The organism is Polaromonas sp. P1_F9 (genome assembly GCF_056405615.1).
Window position 1 is genome coordinate 316624 of record NZ_JBFUBT010000003.1, and the last position, 14986, is coordinate 331609.

At 59.3% G+C, this 14986-nt stretch carries 15 protein-coding genes; 6 read left to right on the forward strand and 9 right to left on the reverse strand.

Features of this window, described 5'->3' with window-relative positions; all coding sequences use genetic code 11:
• Window positions 1-17: 17 nt before the first annotated feature.
• Complete coding sequence (locus AC1DYR_RS10445; protein WP_477705050.1) at window positions 18-1754, reverse strand: FAD-dependent oxidoreductase; 1737 nt, start codon at window positions 1752-1754, stop codon at window positions 18-20.
• 200 nt (window positions 1755-1954) lie between these two features.
• Between AC1DYR_RS10445 and AC1DYR_RS10450 the strand changes: the two genes are divergently transcribed.
• Window positions 1955-2749, forward strand: a complete 795-nt coding sequence (locus AC1DYR_RS10450) for an extensin-like domain-containing protein (RefSeq protein WP_477705051.1) — start codon at window positions 1955-1957, stop codon at window positions 2747-2749.
• 102 nt (window positions 2750-2851) lie between these two features.
• Here AC1DYR_RS10450 and AC1DYR_RS10455 read toward each other — a convergent pair whose 3' ends face one another.
• A complete protein-coding gene (locus AC1DYR_RS10455) occupies window positions 2852-4000 on the reverse strand; it encodes a DSD1 family PLP-dependent enzyme (protein WP_477705052.1) in 1149 nt (382 codons plus the stop codon).
• A 34-nt stretch (window positions 4001-4034) separates the two neighbouring features.
• Window positions 4035-5042 carry an ornithine cyclodeaminase family protein gene (locus AC1DYR_RS10460; protein ID WP_477705220.1) on the reverse strand — a complete coding sequence of 336 codons (1008 nt, stop codon included), beginning with the start codon at window positions 5040-5042 and terminating at the stop codon, window positions 4035-4037.
• Between the two features lie 103 nt (window positions 5043-5145).
• On the opposite strand from AC1DYR_RS10460, the gene AC1DYR_RS10465 reads away from it, so the two are divergent.
• Window positions 5146-6621 carry an MFS transporter gene (locus AC1DYR_RS10465; protein ID WP_477705053.1) on the forward strand — a complete coding sequence of 492 codons (1476 nt, stop codon included), beginning with the start codon at window positions 5146-5148 and terminating at the stop codon, window positions 6619-6621.
• Window positions 6622-6849: 228 nt separating this feature from the next.
• Window positions 6850-8121 (forward strand): DEAD/DEAH box helicase, encoded by a 1272-nt coding sequence (locus tag AC1DYR_RS10470; protein WP_477705054.1) that lies wholly within the window; start codon window positions 6850-6852, stop codon window positions 8119-8121.
• A 43-nt stretch (window positions 8122-8164) separates the two neighbouring features.
• Here the strand turns inward: AC1DYR_RS10470 and AC1DYR_RS10475 are convergent, their stop codons facing one another.
• Together AC1DYR_RS10475 and AC1DYR_RS10480 are read right to left on the reverse strand one after the other, a co-directional pair.
• The gene (locus AC1DYR_RS10475; RefSeq protein WP_477705055.1) at window positions 8165-9022 is read right to left on the reverse strand and encodes a hypothetical protein; all 858 of its coding nucleotides are present in this window, start codon (window positions 9020-9022) and stop codon (window positions 8165-8167) included.
• Window positions 8943-10346, reverse strand: a complete 1404-nt coding sequence (locus tag AC1DYR_RS10480; protein WP_477705056.1) for an AAA family ATPase — start codon at window positions 10344-10346, stop codon at window positions 8943-8945. Before AC1DYR_RS10480 ends, AC1DYR_RS10475 begins: the two co-directional genes overlap by 80 nt.
• A 120-nt stretch (window positions 10347-10466) precedes the next feature.
• On the opposite strand from AC1DYR_RS10480, the gene AC1DYR_RS10485 reads away from it, so the two are divergent.
• From AC1DYR_RS10485 to AC1DYR_RS10495, 3 genes are all read left to right on the forward strand, one after another.
• Window positions 10467-10736: a hypothetical protein gene (locus tag AC1DYR_RS10485; RefSeq protein ID WP_477705057.1), complete on the forward strand. Its 270-nt coding sequence runs from the start codon at window positions 10467-10469 to the stop codon at window positions 10734-10736.
• 239 nt (window positions 10737-10975) lie between these two features.
• The gene (locus AC1DYR_RS10490) at window positions 10976-11728 is read left to right on the forward strand and encodes a hypothetical protein (protein WP_477705058.1); all 753 of its coding nucleotides are present in this window, start codon (window positions 10976-10978) and stop codon (window positions 11726-11728) included.
• A 330-nt stretch (window positions 11729-12058) separates the two neighbouring features.
• Window positions 12059-12796, forward strand: a complete 738-nt coding sequence (locus tag AC1DYR_RS10495; RefSeq protein ID WP_477705059.1) for an ATP-grasp domain-containing protein — start codon at window positions 12059-12061, stop codon at window positions 12794-12796.
• A 119-nt stretch (window positions 12797-12915) separates the two neighbouring features.
• Here the strand turns inward: AC1DYR_RS10495 and AC1DYR_RS10500 are convergent, their stop codons facing one another.
• The 4 genes from AC1DYR_RS10500 to AC1DYR_RS10515 form a co-directional block, all read right to left on the reverse strand.
• Window positions 12916-13461, reverse strand: coding sequence for a CcdC protein domain-containing protein (locus AC1DYR_RS10500; RefSeq protein WP_477705060.1), 546 nt, complete (start codon window positions 13459-13461; stop codon window positions 12916-12918).
• A 68-nt stretch (window positions 13462-13529) separates the two neighbouring features.
• Window positions 13530-13925, reverse strand: coding sequence for a type II toxin-antitoxin system PemK/MazF family toxin (locus AC1DYR_RS10505; RefSeq protein ID WP_477705061.1), 396 nt, complete (start codon window positions 13923-13925; stop codon window positions 13530-13532).
• 5 nt (window positions 13926-13930) lie between these two features.
• Entirely contained in the window at window positions 13931-14398 is a 468-nt protein-coding gene (locus AC1DYR_RS10510; protein ID WP_477698593.1) for a DUF4262 domain-containing protein, read from the reverse strand.
• A gap of 69 nt (window positions 14399-14467) precedes the next feature.
• On the reverse strand, window positions 14468-14986 hold the full coding sequence (locus tag AC1DYR_RS10515) for a hypothetical protein (protein WP_477670820.1): 519 nt from the start codon (window positions 14984-14986) through the stop codon (window positions 14468-14470).

A 14986-nucleotide genomic window follows, 5' to 3' on the forward strand; every position in this document is an offset into this window, starting at 1 on the left:
AATCTCCAGAATTTTCGTCAGACAGCAACCACCGTACGCTCCATCGCCGCCAGGTGCTGATGAATCATGGCCACCACAGCTGCACCTTCGCCTATCGCGCCGCCCACTCGCTTGACCGAACCGCTGCGCACATCGCCAATGGCAAAAAGACCCGGAATATTCGTTTCCAGCGGCGCGGGCTTGTAGTCCGAATGCTTGCAGGTAACCGCCTCCCCGGTGCGGACAAAACCGTGCGCATCAATGGCCGCGCCGCAACTTGTCAGCCAGCTGGTTTCCGGATCGGCGCCGACAAACAGGAACACGTTGCGCACATCCGCCGCGTGTTCGGTGCCGCTCTTGCGGTTGCGCCAGGTCACACCGGAAAGGCCTGTTCCGCCATTGCCGTCGCCATCATCATCGCCGTGCAGCTTCACCACCTCGGTGTGGGGCAGCAGTTCGATGTTGGGTGCCGCTTCAATGCGGTCTATGAGGTAGCGCGACATGCTGGCGGCCAGGCTGGGGCCGCGCACCAGCATGTTGACCTTGGCTGCATGCTGCGACAAAAACACCGCCGCCTGCCCCGCCGAATTGCCGCCGCCCACTAGCACCACGTCGGTCTGGCTGCACATTTTGGCTTCCAGCGCAGAGGCCCAATACCAGACACCGCGGCCTTCAAATTCTTCAAGGCGCGGCACTTCGGGCCGGCGGTAGCGGGCACCGCTGGCCACCACCACGGTCTTGGCGCGCAGCTTGCGGCCGTCGGTCAGCTTCACCTGCAATTCGCCCTTGATGGCCTTGTGGGCGCAGTCCAGCGATTGGGCCTGCGCGGGGATCAGCATTTCCACACCAAACTTTTGTGCCTGCACATAGGCGCGGCCGGCCAGCGCCTGGCCCGAGATGCCGGTAGGGAAACCCAGGTAGTTTTCAATGCGCGCGCTGGCGCCGGCCTGCCCGCCGTAGGCGCGGCAGTCGAGCACCAGCACATGCAGGCCTTCCGATGCGGCATATACCGCCGTGGCCAGCCCGGCGGGCCCGGCACCGACCACGATCACGTCAAACAGCTCGTCGTGCTCTTCCGTGTCGACCATGCCGATACAGCGCGCGAGCTGATTCTCGTCGGGGTTCACCAGCACCGAGCCATCCGGGCACACCGCCAGCACGTCACCGGCGGCTACGCCGTATTGCTCCATCAGCGCGGCGGCGCCTGCGTCCTGGGCGATATCCACCACATGGTTGGGCTCGCCGTTGCGGTTCAAAAAGCTTTGCAGCCGCACCACACCGGCCGAGTTGGGCTGGCCGATCAGCACCGGGCCGCTGGCACCGGCTTCTATCAAGGCCACGCGCCGCAGGATCAGCGCGCGCACCAGCCGTTCGCCCAGGTCGGCTTCGGCAATGATGAGCGCGCGCAGCTGGCCGGGCGGCACCAGCAGGGCTTCGACATCTTCTTCGGCATGGCCGTCCACCAGCGCGTTCTGGCCAGACAGCTGGCCAACCTCAGCCAGAAACTGGCCCGGCCCCTGGTTGACGATGGGCACCACATGGCCGAGGCCGTCGCGCTGGGTGATGGTGACCGAACCCTTAAGCATCACAAACATGCCGGGACCGGGCTCACCGGCGGCAAACAGCCTCTCGCCTTTCTTGAACTGCAACACCTTGCCGAAGCGCTGGATGCGTGCAATTTCTGCGGCGCTGAGCACCGGAAACATCTGGTGGTGCCGGCTGGTGTCGGCAGCCAGCGGGGATTGGGCTGGGGTGTGGGTTGCGTTGTCGGCCATCAAAATACTCCGTTAAGCCTGTTGCCTGCGGCTTGTGCGCGCGGGTTTTGGCATCAGTCAGACGATGCCATTAAACGACGAATTGGATGTCGAATCCTCCTGCAGCAGTCGGGATTTCGGCGCAAGAGAACAAATCCGGCCATCTTGGGCTAGCAGGCCTGTACGCTCATGGCTACACCCCCCGCTTATCAACGAACACCATGCCCCTTCCCCCAGACTCCGGCCTTCCACCCGACGCAGCGCCAGCCAGGCAGCTGCGCTGGGGCCGCTGGGTATGGCTGGCCCTGTGGAGCGGCCTTGTCACGGCGGCGTACGGGGTTTACAGCGGCGCCCTGCAGATTCCTACGCACATCAACCCGTGGGCGCCACTGGAAGTGACGGCACCGCCCAACATGCTGACCTTTTACAAACTGTCACGCGCCCGCAACGACCCGGCGCGCTGCCTGGCCGCGCTGGCAGGCACCGGCATGCAGTACGACGAATTGCCCGACCGCAGCACGGGCGACGGCTGCGGTTTCAGCAACGCGGTGCGGCTGCGCACGGCGCCCGTGCGCATAGGCGCGGCCCTGCCGCTCAGCTGCCCCATGGCGCTGTCGTTCTTCATGTGGGAAAGAAATGCGCTGCAGCCGGCCGCGCAGCTGCATTTTGGCCAGCGCGTGGCGGGCATTGACCACCTGGGCAGCTATGCCTGCCGCAACATCAACAGCGGCGAAGGTGCGCCGCCCAATGCACCGGCCCGTTCCCGCAGCCGCCATGCCACTGCCAATGCGCTGGACATTTCTGCCTTCACGCTGGCGGGCGGCAAGCGTGTCACGGTGCTGAAACACTGGCCCGACGAAGACGACACCACACCGCCCGGGCCCGAGGCACTGTTGCTGCGCGACGCCCATAAAGGGGCCTGCAAATACTTCAAGGGTGTGCTGGGCCCCGACTACAACGCCGCGCACAAGGACCATTTCCACCTGGAGACCGGCGGCTACACCATGTGCAAGTGAGTTGCTTCAAAGAATTTTCAAGAAAAAAAGGCCTGCAGACCAATAAGGTCGGGCGCAAGCGGCTATGTTTTTAATAGCACTTGGCCGCACGCAAACCGTGACTCACCAGCCGTGCAAGCGGCTCCAGGTTGCCAGCTCACCGTTTTCAGCCAGTGCGTGATATTGCGGATATTGCGCGCCGGTGGCGCAGGCGTGGTTGGGCAAGATGCGCAGCTGTGTGCCGATGGGAAAGCGCGCGGCAATGTCCGTGTCGGGCGCGCCCTCGCGCGACAGGATGCCGTGCTCCTGGTTGGCTCCGCTGAGGACATAACCCGGCAATACCGTGCCATCCGTGCGGCAGACCTGGCCGTAGCCGAAGTCATGCGCCTGCTTTTGCGTGCCGCGGTCGCGGCTCATGGCCATCCAGCCGGCGTCCACAATTGCCCAGCCTTTTTCGGGCTGGTGGCCGATCACGGTGGTCAGCACACTGAGCGCGATGTCGTCTGCCCCGCACACGCCGATGTTGTGCATCACCAGGTCAAAAAACACATACACACCGGCGCGCACTTCCGTGACGCCCTGGAGCTGCGCAGCTGACAGCGCCGTCGGCGTGGAGCCCACGCTGACAACCGCGCACGGAAAGCCCGCGGCGCGTACGCGTTCGGCAGCTTCCACACAGGCGGCGCGCTCCTGCTCGGCCATCGCCACCAGCGCTTCGGGGGTGTTGAGGTCATAGCTGGAGCCCGCGTGTGTCATCACGCCGCCCAGCTGCATGCCGCCTTCGTGCAGCGTGCGGGCAACGTCCAGCAAAGCGGCCTCGCCGGGCTTGATGCCGGAGCGATGGCCGTCGCTGTCGATTTCTATCCAGACTTCAAACTTTTCACTGTGCTCACGGCCGAACGCGGCAATGGCGGCGGCCGACGCCACGCTGTCGGTGATGATTTTCAAATCGCAGCCCTGGCGCCGCAGGGCCAGCGCCTGCGGCAGCTTGGTGGCCACCATGCCGACCGCGTAGAGGATGTCGGTGAAACCGTCTGCGTGGAATTGCGCGGCTTCTTTGAGCGTAGACACGGTAATGCCCTGCGCACCCGCGGCCACCTGCGCACGCGCGACGGGTGTGCATTTGCTGGTCTTGACGTGCGGCCGGAAACGCACGCCGAGCGCATTCATGCGCTGCTGCATGCGCGCGATGTTGCGCTGCATGCGCGGCAGGTCAATCAACGCGGCGGGCGTGTCGAGGGTGGCCAGGGGGTTGGGCTGGTTGGCGGTCATGGGAATCTCCGGAACGGTGAGGACATCAAACAATTCACCAGGGCCAGGCAATGCTTTGGCCCTTGCCGGCAAGGCGCGCGCGCTGCTCCAGCAAGCGGGCAACAGTGAGGTCCTGCAGGGCGATGCCGGTCATGTCGAACAAGGTGATGTCGTTGGCGCCGCGTGCAAAGGCCGCCTTGCCCGACAGCACATCGCCGATCTCAGTGCAGGCGGTTTCGGGCGCCCATTGCAGTTCGCCGATGCTGCGCGATTGGGCGGCGTCGTCCACAAACACGCGTGCTTTGGCGAGCAAGCCTTCGGGCAGCTCGCGTTTGCCTTTGGTGTCGCTGCCCACGGCATTGATGTGGGTGCCGGGCTGAAGAGCAGCCAGCTCGAACAGCGGGCCCTTGCCGGTGGTGGCCGTGATCACCACATCGCTCTGGGCCACGGCGGCATTCACGTCTGCCGCATGCGAGATGGCGCACTGGCCGGCAAACATCGCTTCAAACGCGGCCTTGGGCAGGCCACTGGCCGTGGCGTAAAACACCTGGCGCAACCCGGGCAGCTGGCGAAGGGCAAAGCGCAACTGCGCCTGCGCCTGCACGCCGGTGCCAAAGACACACACCGTGCGGCTGTCCGGTCGCGCCAGTTCCAGGCCCAGACCACCGGCGGCGCCGGTACGCTCGGTGGTAACGGCGTTGCCGTCGATCAGGCAGGTCGGCCTGCCTGTGGCGGGGTCAATCAGCATGATGGTGGCCTGGTGGGCGTCGGCGCCCCGCGCGAGGTTGCCGGGCCAGAAACCGGCCGCCTTGAAGCCCAACAGCGACTGCGCACCCACGTCACCCGACTTGATGCCGAACACGCCACCGGTGGCCAGCCTTTCACGCACCAGGGAGAACACGCGGCCCTCGCCCTGGCTGTGGAGCACAAAGGCTTCGCGCGTGGCCGCAAGGACGTCGGCGGGCAGCAGCAGGGACTCGACCGCGTGTTTGTCCAGCAACAAGAGTTGGGCATCAGCCGGCCTGCTTGCCTTTGACGGCAGGGAACTGGCAGGATGGGGCATGGGTGGCTGCGCGAGGTGCGTCGTCATCTGGAAATATTATCTATTGTCAGACAATTTGTCAAACCAATGAATCGCCTCCCAACCAGTTACCGCAGGAGACCCCATGCCCGCCAACCCGCACGCCCCTTGTGACGAAGGCATCATCCGCGCCCAGGGTGGCGACTGCGGCAAGACGGCGCACCCCAAGCTGGCGCTGGCGGCCACGGTGCTGGGCTCTTCCATGGCGTTCATCGACGGCTCGGTCGTCAACATCGCCCTGCCCGCCATCCAGCGCGACCTGGCCGGTGACTCGGCCAGCGGGCTGGCCGCCATGCAGTGGGTCATCAACGCCTACCTGCTGGCGCTGGGCTCGCTGGTGCTGGTGGGCGGCTCGCTGGGCGACAGATTTGGCCGCCGCAAGATTTTCATCCTGGGCATTGCCATTTTTACGGCGGCTTCGGTGGCCTGCGGTTTTGCGCCCGGCCCGCTGGCATTGATTGCCGCGCGCGCCGTGCAGGGCGTGGGCGCGGCGCTGCTGGTACCGGCCAGCCTGGCCATCATCGGCAATGTGTTTGAGGGCGAAGCGCGCGGCAAGGCGATTGGCACCTGGGCCGCGTGGGCCGCCATCACCGGCGCGGCCGGCCCCGTGCTGGGCGGCTGGCTGGTCGACGCCGTGTCGTGGCGGTCCATCTTCTTTTTGAATGTGCCTATGGCAGTGGCCACCGTATGGCTGGCGCTGTACGCCGTGCCCGACAGCCGCGACCCCGAGGCACCACAGCAGCTCGACTGGCTGGGTGTGCTGCTGGTGGCCAGCGGCCTGGGCGCGCTGACTTACGGCCTCACGCTGGCGCCTGAGCGCGGCTGGCAAGCCGTCGGCGTGCTGGGCCCGTTTGCGGCGGGTGTGGTGCTGCTGGTGGCGTTTGTCTACGCACAGGCGCGCACGCGTGCACCCATGATGCCGCTGGGCCTTTTCAAGTCGCGCGACTTTGTGGGCACCAATTTGCTGACGCTTCTGCTGTACTTTGCGCTCAGCGGTGCGCTGTTCTTTTTGCCCTTTGTGCTGATTGGTGCCTTTAAATACTCCACCACCGCCGCGGGCGCCACGCTGCTGCCGCTGTCGCTGCTGCTGGGCTTTTTGTCACCGACTACCGCCAAATTCACGGAGCGCTTCGGCGCGCGGCGCATGCTGATGGCCGGCCCGGCGGTGGCGGCTGCGGGCTTTGCACTGCTGGCCCTGCCCGGCGTGGGCTGGTCTTACTGGGCCGGTTTCTTTCCGGCCATGGTGGTGATGGGCCTGGGCATGACGATTGCCGTGGCGCCCCTCACCACCACGGTGATGAACGCCGTGCCTTCCACCCACGCGGGCATCGCCTCCGGCATTAACAACGCGGTGGCGCGCGTGGCCGGCCTGCTGGCGGTGGCGGTGCTGGGCGTGGTGTTTGCCGCCAGCCTGGGCGGGCCGCTGCAGGCGGCTTCACCCGAAGTGCTGGTGGCCGCGTTTCGCTGGGTGGTGCTGGGCTGCGTGCTGTGCGCGCTGGGCGCATCGGCCTGCGCACTGCTGTTTCTGGCACCTGCGCAGCAACCAGGGCCACATTCTTAAGCAAATAGTGGCTGCAACCCAATAGGAACGTGCGCGAGCAGCTATATTTTTCATAGCAGACTCTTGGACCAGGCAGGTGCGGAAGGCAATGCGGCCAACACCCACCCGCCAAATACAGCCTTGAAGAAGGCCCGAGGCTTAAACTTGGGGCTTCAGACGGCAGCGCACCGCCCCACCGCACGCACCCTGCGCGCGGCCCTCCCCCTCTTCTCTCCTCCACACTTTCCCATGCCCTTTAGCTCACTCGGTTTTACGCCCTCGCTTTTGCCGCTGCTGCTGCGCGCCCTGGAGGAAAAAGGCTACACCGCGCCCACCCCCATCCAGTCCGCCGCAATTCCCGCCATTCTTGAAGGGCGCGACGTGCTCGGCTCGGCCCAGACCGGCTCAGGCAAGACGGCCGCTTTTTCGCTGCCGCTGCTGCAGCAGCTGGTCAATTCACAAGCCACCGCCACTGGCCAGCACCGTCCCGTGCGCGCCCTCATTCTTGTGCCCACACGCGAGCTGGCAGCGCAAGTTGGTGAAGCCATCGTGAGCTTTGCCAAATACCTGCCGAAGCGGATCAAGGTGGCGATTGTGTTTGGCGGCGTGTCGATCAACCCGCAGATGATGAACCTGCGCGGCGGCGCCGACATCGTGGTCGCCACGCCGGGCCGCCTGCTCGACCTGGTCGACCACAACGCCTTGACGCTGGGCAACACCGGCACCCTGGTGCTAGACGAGGCTGACCGGCTGCTGGACCTGGGCTTCGGCGAAGAGCTGAACCGCATACTCGCCCTGCTGCCGGCCAAACGCCAGACATTATTTTTCTCAGCCACCTTCCCGCCCGCCATTGAAGCGCTGGCCGCAAGCCTGCTGCATAACCCGCAGCGCATTGAAGTAGAGGCCGTGGTGCAGGCCGTGCCCGACATCACCCAGCGCGCCATCGAAGTCGACGCCCCCCGCCGCACCCAGCTGCTGCGCCACCTGGTGCAAACCGAAAAGTGGGAACGCGTGCTGGTCTTCGTCGCCACCAAACACGCCGCCGAAATCGTGGCCGACAAGCTGCGCAAAGTCGACATCGAAGCCGAACCCTTCCACGGCGAACTCAGCCAGGGCAAGCGCACCCAGGTGCTGCAGGACTTCAAGATCAAGGCCGTGCAGGTGGTGGTAGCCACAGATGTCGCCGCACGCGGCATCGACATTGCGCAGATGCCCGTGGTGGTGAACTACGACTTGCCGCGCTCAGTGACCGACTACACCCACCGCATAGGCCGTACCGGGCGGGCCGGTGAATCGGGTGTGGCCGTGAGCTTTGTGAGCGCTGCGACTGAGGCGCATTTCAAGCTGATTGAGAAGCGCCTGGGCATCAAGGTGGCGCGTGAGCAGGTGGCGGGGTTTGAGCGGGTGGAGGTGCTGGCGGTGAATCCGGCGGACCCTGCTGGGACCGGTGGGGTCAAGGGGAAACGGCCTAGCAAGAAGGATAAGTTGCGGGCGGCGGGCTCTAGAGCAGCGGACTCCTAGCCATCCAATTGTTGAGCTCGTCGCGAGATCCCACGATGTCCAGCTACATCAGCTTGTAGCCACGTTGCTGTGACCATTGCTCGAGGTCCCCCACTGCAATTTTTGTAGCCAAACATGCCGCTTCAAATCCAGTGCAAAGGTGCTCGAAGATTCGATTCGCCCCGGGGCCTCTATCCCCAACGACTTGCATAAACCCGATGTCCAGAAGTTTTAACGCATCGTGGCCATGAACCAAAGAAAACGGACTGTTGCTGACAATTGCTCCGCAAGCAGCAGTCACATCGACCTGCCCGATATTCGCAACTCCGGGGAGTTTCTTTAGATTCACTGCGTCTGCAATGGCCTCATGCAAACTTAAAGAGTCGATAGTCCACGTCGCTTGAGAAACGTACTTATAAGGGCTGAAGTCCTTCATTGGCAGAAACCATCCATTGAGAACGCTTGCCACTCTGACTTGCCCGAACACCGTTCCCAACTCTCGAACGTAATCTAAAACCGACTTTCCGGATGCAACTTCAAAGGCCGCAATCTTCGCCAACGAACCAAATTTTCGCAGCACTTTATTGAAAGCCGCACTATCAAGCAAGAACGTCTCTAAAAAACCGTGGTCGTAAAACAATACGCTTGGCGCCACTGTAGCGAACAGATCTATTTTAGTAAACTGTCTGAAGTCGCTATCAGCGACCGCGACGACACGGTCAGTTAACGCAACAGGAAGTGTCTGGAGTGCTGCAATTAAATTTGTCACCCCATTCGATTCAACAGTTGCGCAGCGACTCGAGTCAACGTGCAAATTCCAAAATGCTTGGTCATCCACTCCTTCAAGAAGGAGGAATGCTCCGTTTCTCAGCATTGGAAGAGTCAACATCATCTCTGCTATTACCGTTGTGTGATCTTTCAAGCGCGAAGTCCTCATCTGTATAGTCACCGGTGCTCAATTCACGCATTAAGTCGATACGGTGCGAAATGACATAAGGCGAATGCGTGGCTAAAACGATGTCGAAGTGATTTTTCTCGGTAATCGACAACAAATCGCGAAGCAAATTCTTTTGCCAAGTGATGTGTAACGAGAGCTCAGGTTCGTCGATCAGGACTAACGCGTCTTTCGGCACCTTGAATAGCAGGTCGAAAAACATTACTAAATGATGTTGTTCACCAGAAGACAATGATTCGAGGCTAATTGTTGAGCCTTCATCTGTTATGGCTACAAGGCCCTTCTCGCGGCTGAGCATTAGACGTTTATGGCGAAATCTATCGTTCAGAACATCAAGCAGTAACCGCATGCTGGATGCGAGCGTGTCCAATACATCCAGCTTCTTGTTGGTATCGTCAGCGTAGAGAGAAATAACGCTTCGCTGAACATCCGAGGCACTATTAAGGTCAAGAGTAGAAAACTGTTGACCGTCTTCAGCGTCATCGCCACCCTCTATCAGCAACCCAGTCGCGGCAATAGACTTACGTCGCGCGTCAATTGCAAGTAGCATCTGGCGTAGTTCGTTTACTTCAACCTTTGGCTGCGGACCAAAAGCCAACAACCGGTGAGGAAAAGTTCGATCAAGCTTTTGCGATTCTGTTGCATAGACAGAAAGGCTTTTGGTAATACGCCGTTGTATATCCTCCGCGCACTCGCTCACGGTCGTTCTCACATCCAGGTCGCCGGACTCGACTTCAGAATGCAGGCGCCTGTTGAACTTTTTTCCAGTTCGCAACAACCGTTGGGTTTCGATTATGTGAACATTGACCATCTCTGCCAATTCACTCATTATTTTCTGTGCCTCGGCAAGGGGGCGCAATGCATCCCCGAGTGAAAGGCCGGCAACGCGCTCAGAATCGCCGAAATCGAATGTGCCTAGTAAGTCAAGGCTAGACAAACGCTCTCCTGTTCGACGATCCACCCAAACATCATCGTCAAGACGCTCAACCCAAGGGGTCCGTCTAGAAACTGTGGTGGCGAACCGCGAAAGCACTCGTTGCTCCAATCTCAAGTTGACCTCATGCTCAAGTCCGAGAGGCGTGATGTACTTGATGCGGAGTGGTTCAAACCCGGGACGCTCGTCACCGGCGGGATTCCGATCAATAACTAAATTAACACCTGATGAGAGCTCTACCTGAAAACGCGAAAATTTGATTCGCAATAGTTCGAAAAATCGACCGTTGAACAGGTGGAAAAGCATTCGGAGAAGAACAGTTTTTCCTACTCCGTTAGGCCCGTGGATGATTGTCACGCGGTCATCATCAGACAGCAAAAACTTGTGGTCATAGCGTCCGTGCAAACCCCAAAGCTCCACAGATCGAAGTCGCAGGAGTGGCGGTTTTATTTCGGATGGCATGTAGCTACCAAGTTTGTGAGTTTGTTGCTCTTCATTCTGGCATTCTTTTGTGCCGAAGCGTTGCTTTCAAGTTCGGTATTAGTTCCAGAAGCTCGATTAAACGGAACGCTCACATGTGTCACGCTGCTGTTTGTGATGGTTCCGCATGCGCCTTCTGTTGGGTGCATTGGTCTCCAATGTAGTCGCCTGAGCCAAAAAGGCGAAGTATTGCAAACGCAAGCGGCTCAAGCGGCTCAAGCGGCTCAAGCGGGGCTATACAGTCAACTGCGTGACGAATTCGGCTGAGTCTAGCGGTATTTGACGAGCGAAGGTGAGCATAAGTCATTGATAAATAACAATCTTTCTTACTCTTAATCCGTAGGTCAACTCTTCGAATCTGCCAGAACCGCTAGGCACAAGTGGCCTTCACACTACGCAATCAAACCGATTGGATTGAGGCTTGTTAGTCATTGAGGTAGCCGCATTTCTTACTGGGTCGCTACGATATTGAACCTATATAGAAAAACTGAGGGACAAGCGCTTCCATGAAAAAAATCATCGCTCAGCTTATTAAAGAGTTTTGGATTCCGCTAGTGATCGCGCTGTCTTGGACAGCATATGGTTTGCTCGGGAAACCGTATACAGAATGGGTTACTTCAGACACGGTGAACGCTGCATTCGTTACTTTTTTTGGCCTTGGTTTTTGGTTTGGACAATGGAATCGAGTTAAAAAACAATTGCGTGTCGATGAGGGACTGACTGGAATTGAACTCCAGCTGGCAAAAATGCTTCAGAACCTCGATGAAAAAACGGGAAACTTATTGGCTCACATTAGTGGCGGCGATTCGTTCTGTCACGGAGCACCGATGATGAACATGCCAGGCCACCACGATCAAATCCTATGGACGTTCATTCACGTCGGACAATTTCCGCTTTATGACGTGCAAGTCCGAATACACGACAGCAGATATCCAATATTTAGCACTGGCACGACGTTAAGTCTGGGGACTTTGTTTCCAGGAAGAGCCCATAGTTTCGGAGGGCTTCCAGGTGCCACCGCCATTCGAACCCCAGTTCAATCCTTTAATTTGTTTTTCGTTGCTCGAAATGGAAGCTGGACTCAAGAGATAAGGTGGATGGAAAAACCGGGTGTCTTCGCTACTGCAAATCGCGTACTGAGGGACGGAAAACCACTCAACGAGCCACTTTTGCTAGAGATATCACCACAGTACGAAGGCAAAACACCTGACAACGATGCTTGGAACGAGCACCCACCAGGCTTGGTGAAGTTTGGTTAGTCTCTTCCAAAATTGAGATGGGCAAAGAAAAGTTCGAATACGTTGCGATCTGTCCCGGTTTCACCTGCAGACCCTACACCCTGTTCAGCGCTGCCGCTCGCACCGACGCCTTCTCATCAATCTCTCCACCCTCCTGAAAATCAAGCGCCGGGTGTTGCCTTCGAGGCTGGAGCTGAAGAGGCCTGATGAGTCGTCCACCTTGGCGCCTTTGACGAAGGTCATCTTGGCACAGAGCTCCGTAGCACGAGTCTAGAATTGATCGCTGCAACCACCTCGTCATATCGTTAGCAACACATGCATTGGATACTACAGCGGAATCTCATCAACCCAGTGGATCTCAGTCGCTTCGAGCAAGCACTGCAGGCCCGCGACACGGCCTATAGCCTAGTTAGCTTGATTCCCTTTTTTCACGAACTCGCCTCCGAACCAAGCGACCTTCCTGGAGAAAGGATTTTTGTATATGGCAGCACAGGACTTGGCAACGTGGCGAAAGCGCGCGGATGGAAGCCTGGTTACTTCGACGCGAACCTGGACTATGAACTCATGCTGAACATGTACGGTTCTCGAGCCCTAAACTCGTCGGCTATTTGCGCTTCACTAGCCGAGCTGCCGCGCACTTGGGATCGATTCTTCATTCGGCCAACGTTGGACAGCAAGTCTTTCGCAGGCACAGTCATGACGTGGCAGGAGCTGGAGGAATTTCGCGACGGTGTGACGCGAGTTTCCAGTGCTCCTGACGTAACGCTCCTTCCAGGCGACCGCGTGGTGATGGCTCCGTTGACCGAGATCGAGGCTGAGTTCCGCCTCTTTGTTATCGATGGAGTAATCGTGACCGGGTCACGCTACAAAGTCGGCGAATACCTCTCGGTCTCCAGCGAAGTACCGTCTGCCGTCAGGGAATTCGCACAAGCTTGCGTTGATGATTGGATGCCGAACAAGGCTTTCACTATTGATGTTGCGATCACTGGCGGGCAAATGAAAATCATTGAGTTGAACTCGGCGAACTCTGCGGGCGTATACGCTTGTGATGTTGACGTTCTTGTTGATGCCGTTTGCAGTCGCCTTTGAATTGCGGTGAGGGGCCTGAGGCAATGCGCTTTGATGACCCTTACATCTGAGATTTCAGGGGACGAATTCGACGACTCTTAAAAGTGATGTCCGGGTCAATCTATTAAGTTGGCGAAGTCTTAAGCATCCCGCCCCACCGCCTCTCGCTCCCTCTTGGCCCGCAGAATGCGAAATCGCCAGCGCACAAGACCGATGGCGTAGCTGATGTAGTAACCCGCAAGCAGCCCAAAGACGGCGAGCGTAAGCGGACTGCGTGCGAAGTCGCCCATTCCGTGCCGCACCGCCGGCTCTGCGGTATAGACCTCAAAAAGGCGATAGGCAATGCGCCCGACGAACAGTAACGAAAGCGCGATCCCCAGGTGAGCGTTGGGCGTGTAGAACAGGCCTTGCGGTGTGGGTTCGAAGCGCGTCTTGCTCAATCCGAAGACACCGAGCAACGCGCCGAGACTCAAGCCACCGGCCAGCCACCAAAGCCGTTCGAGGTGCTCATGCGCGGCGAAGCCAAGCAGCACAAGCAGGACGGGAAAGATGGCCAAAGTGATCCATGGGCGGATTCTCGACAGGCGCTGGCGCCCGACCATGCGGCGAAAGCGCGCATAGACGCGCCACACGATCAATGGAAGAAGCACAAGCAATGTGATTGTGGAGGCACTTGGCGCTTGCATGTGTTGACCTTCAGGTAGCGAACAATAGGCACAGGCAGCAGAAATTGCCTGACACGGTGCTACCGGGACTATCGATGAAGAAACGATGCCTGCAGAAACCGCATCCCCGCCAATATCTGCTGAACCCGCTCACCTGACAGCGTCCCGATATGCGCACCCAAGCGTGTTTTGTACACGGAAGACACCTGCGACACAACCACCACGCTCTGCTTTTCCAGATTGCCCTCACCAGGCTCCAGCAAGACATTGCCCGGCTCCGTGGCTCGGTTCAGGTTGGAAGTTAGCGCACAAACAATCACCGTGCTGATGCGGGAGCGGTTGAACACGTCGTCTTGCACGACGACATGGGGATGCGGGGAGCCCGGGATGGAGCCACGCGAGGGGTCCGCTTCAATCCAGAACACGTCACCCTGCTTGATGGTGTCGGGGAACGGGCTTGATGGAGCTTGTGGGTCTCTATCCATGAGGGTCAGGAGCCTCTTTCATGCTGCCCAAGAACGGGCTGCTTGGTGCGGAACTCGAGCGAGGCCTCCGGGTGCCAGGGAAAGAGACCTGCCCGGGAAGGCCATATGATTTGCTCAACCGGAAAACTGTCTCCGTCGTAATACCAGCGGGCGAACCCGACATGCTCCGGATACTCAGTGGACGGTACGGGTACAAACACGCAGGAATAGCCTTCAAGCAGCGCGTCTGTTGGTTCACCCCGATTTATGGCTTTCCCATTTGCAATCGCATCGACGGCGATACTCAAGATGGTGTGGGCGACCTCGCTTGGCAAGCCGTAAATCAGCAGTTCGGGGTGGCCGTATGTATGAAATAAACCAACGGTGTAGCTGAACGCTTCGTGTTGGTCGTCACCAAAAACCTGCATGCAATGCCATCCGAACTTGCGAATGTTATCGAGCAGCTTTTGTTCTCCTGAGTCTGTGGCCGTCATTTTGGGCATTGGTAGGGGGCCCTGAATGTTGTGATGGAGCGGGTGTCACCCCCTGCGGGAGTGATGTTCCTAGGGCTGCGCGCTCTTCGGCGCATCCGGCTTGGGCACATCGGGCTTGGGCGCGTCCTTCACCCGCACATAGTATTCACGCAGATGAAGACTCTGCGAGTTGTCTTCCCCTCCTGCGTACACCCACAACATGTCTGGGCTTATGAAGTTATAGAGAACGATGGCGTCCCTGCCGGTCACTGGCGCAACGGTTTTGACTGCAACCGAATCCGAAGCAACGCCCAGGACACGGTACGGATGCGTTTCGCGAAAGCCTGTCAGTGGCCTCTTTCGGCCTTCCTGCGTTTTCGTCTCCAGATCCGGCAGCTCGGAAGTCATGGCGTCCGCCGTAAAGGTCAGGGTCATATGACCCATCACCTGCGAAAGAAACAGGGCCGTCTTGCTGTCCAGCTTTGCGCGCTCGTTATTGAAGCGCATGCTGATTTCGGAGTCAGACTTCCACTGGCCGACAAGATTCGGGTCCGCATACGCTGACGCGGCAACTGCGGCCATCAGCAGGAGCACAAAGAGTCTGCGCAT

What these genes read in the sequence shown, in the direction of transcription:
- AC1DYR_RS10460 (WP_477705220.1), bottom strand. Translation starts at nt 5,042, where the DNA reads ATGCCCCATCCTGCCAGTTCCCTGCCGTCAAAGGCAAGCAGGCCGGCT.
- AC1DYR_RS10510 (WP_477698593.1), bottom strand. Translation starts at nt 14,398, where the DNA reads ATGACGGCCACAGACTCAGGAGAACAAAAGCTGCTCGATAACATTCGC.
- AC1DYR_RS10455 (WP_477705052.1), bottom strand. Translation starts at nt 4,000, where the DNA reads ATGACCGCCAACCAGCCCAACCCCCTGGCCACCCTCGACACGCCCGCC.
- AC1DYR_RS10445 (WP_477705050.1), bottom strand. Translation starts at nt 1,754, where the DNA reads ATGGCCGACAACGCAACCCACACCCCAGCCCAATCCCCGCTGGCTGCC.
- AC1DYR_RS10500 (WP_477705060.1), bottom strand. Translation starts at nt 13,461, where the DNA reads ATGCAAGCGCCAAGTGCCTCCACAATCACATTGCTTGTGCTTCTTCCA.
- AC1DYR_RS10515 (WP_477670820.1), bottom strand. Translation starts at nt 14,986, where the DNA reads ATGCGCAGACTCTTTGTGCTCCTGCTGATGGCCGCAGTTGCCGCGTCA.
- AC1DYR_RS10470 (WP_477705054.1), top strand. Translation starts at nt 6,850, where the DNA reads ATGCCCTTTAGCTCACTCGGTTTTACGCCCTCGCTTTTGCCGCTGCTG.
- AC1DYR_RS10490 (WP_477705058.1), top strand. Translation starts at nt 10,976, where the DNA reads ATGAAAAAAATCATCGCTCAGCTTATTAAAGAGTTTTGGATTCCGCTA.
- AC1DYR_RS10465 (WP_477705053.1), top strand. Translation starts at nt 5,146, where the DNA reads ATGCCCGCCAACCCGCACGCCCCTTGTGACGAAGGCATCATCCGCGCC.
- AC1DYR_RS10450 (WP_477705051.1), top strand. Translation starts at nt 1,955, where the DNA reads ATGCCCCTTCCCCCAGACTCCGGCCTTCCACCCGACGCAGCGCCAGCC.
- AC1DYR_RS10505 (WP_477705061.1), bottom strand. Translation starts at nt 13,925, where the DNA reads ATGGATAGAGACCCACAAGCTCCATCAAGCCCGTTCCCCGACACCATC.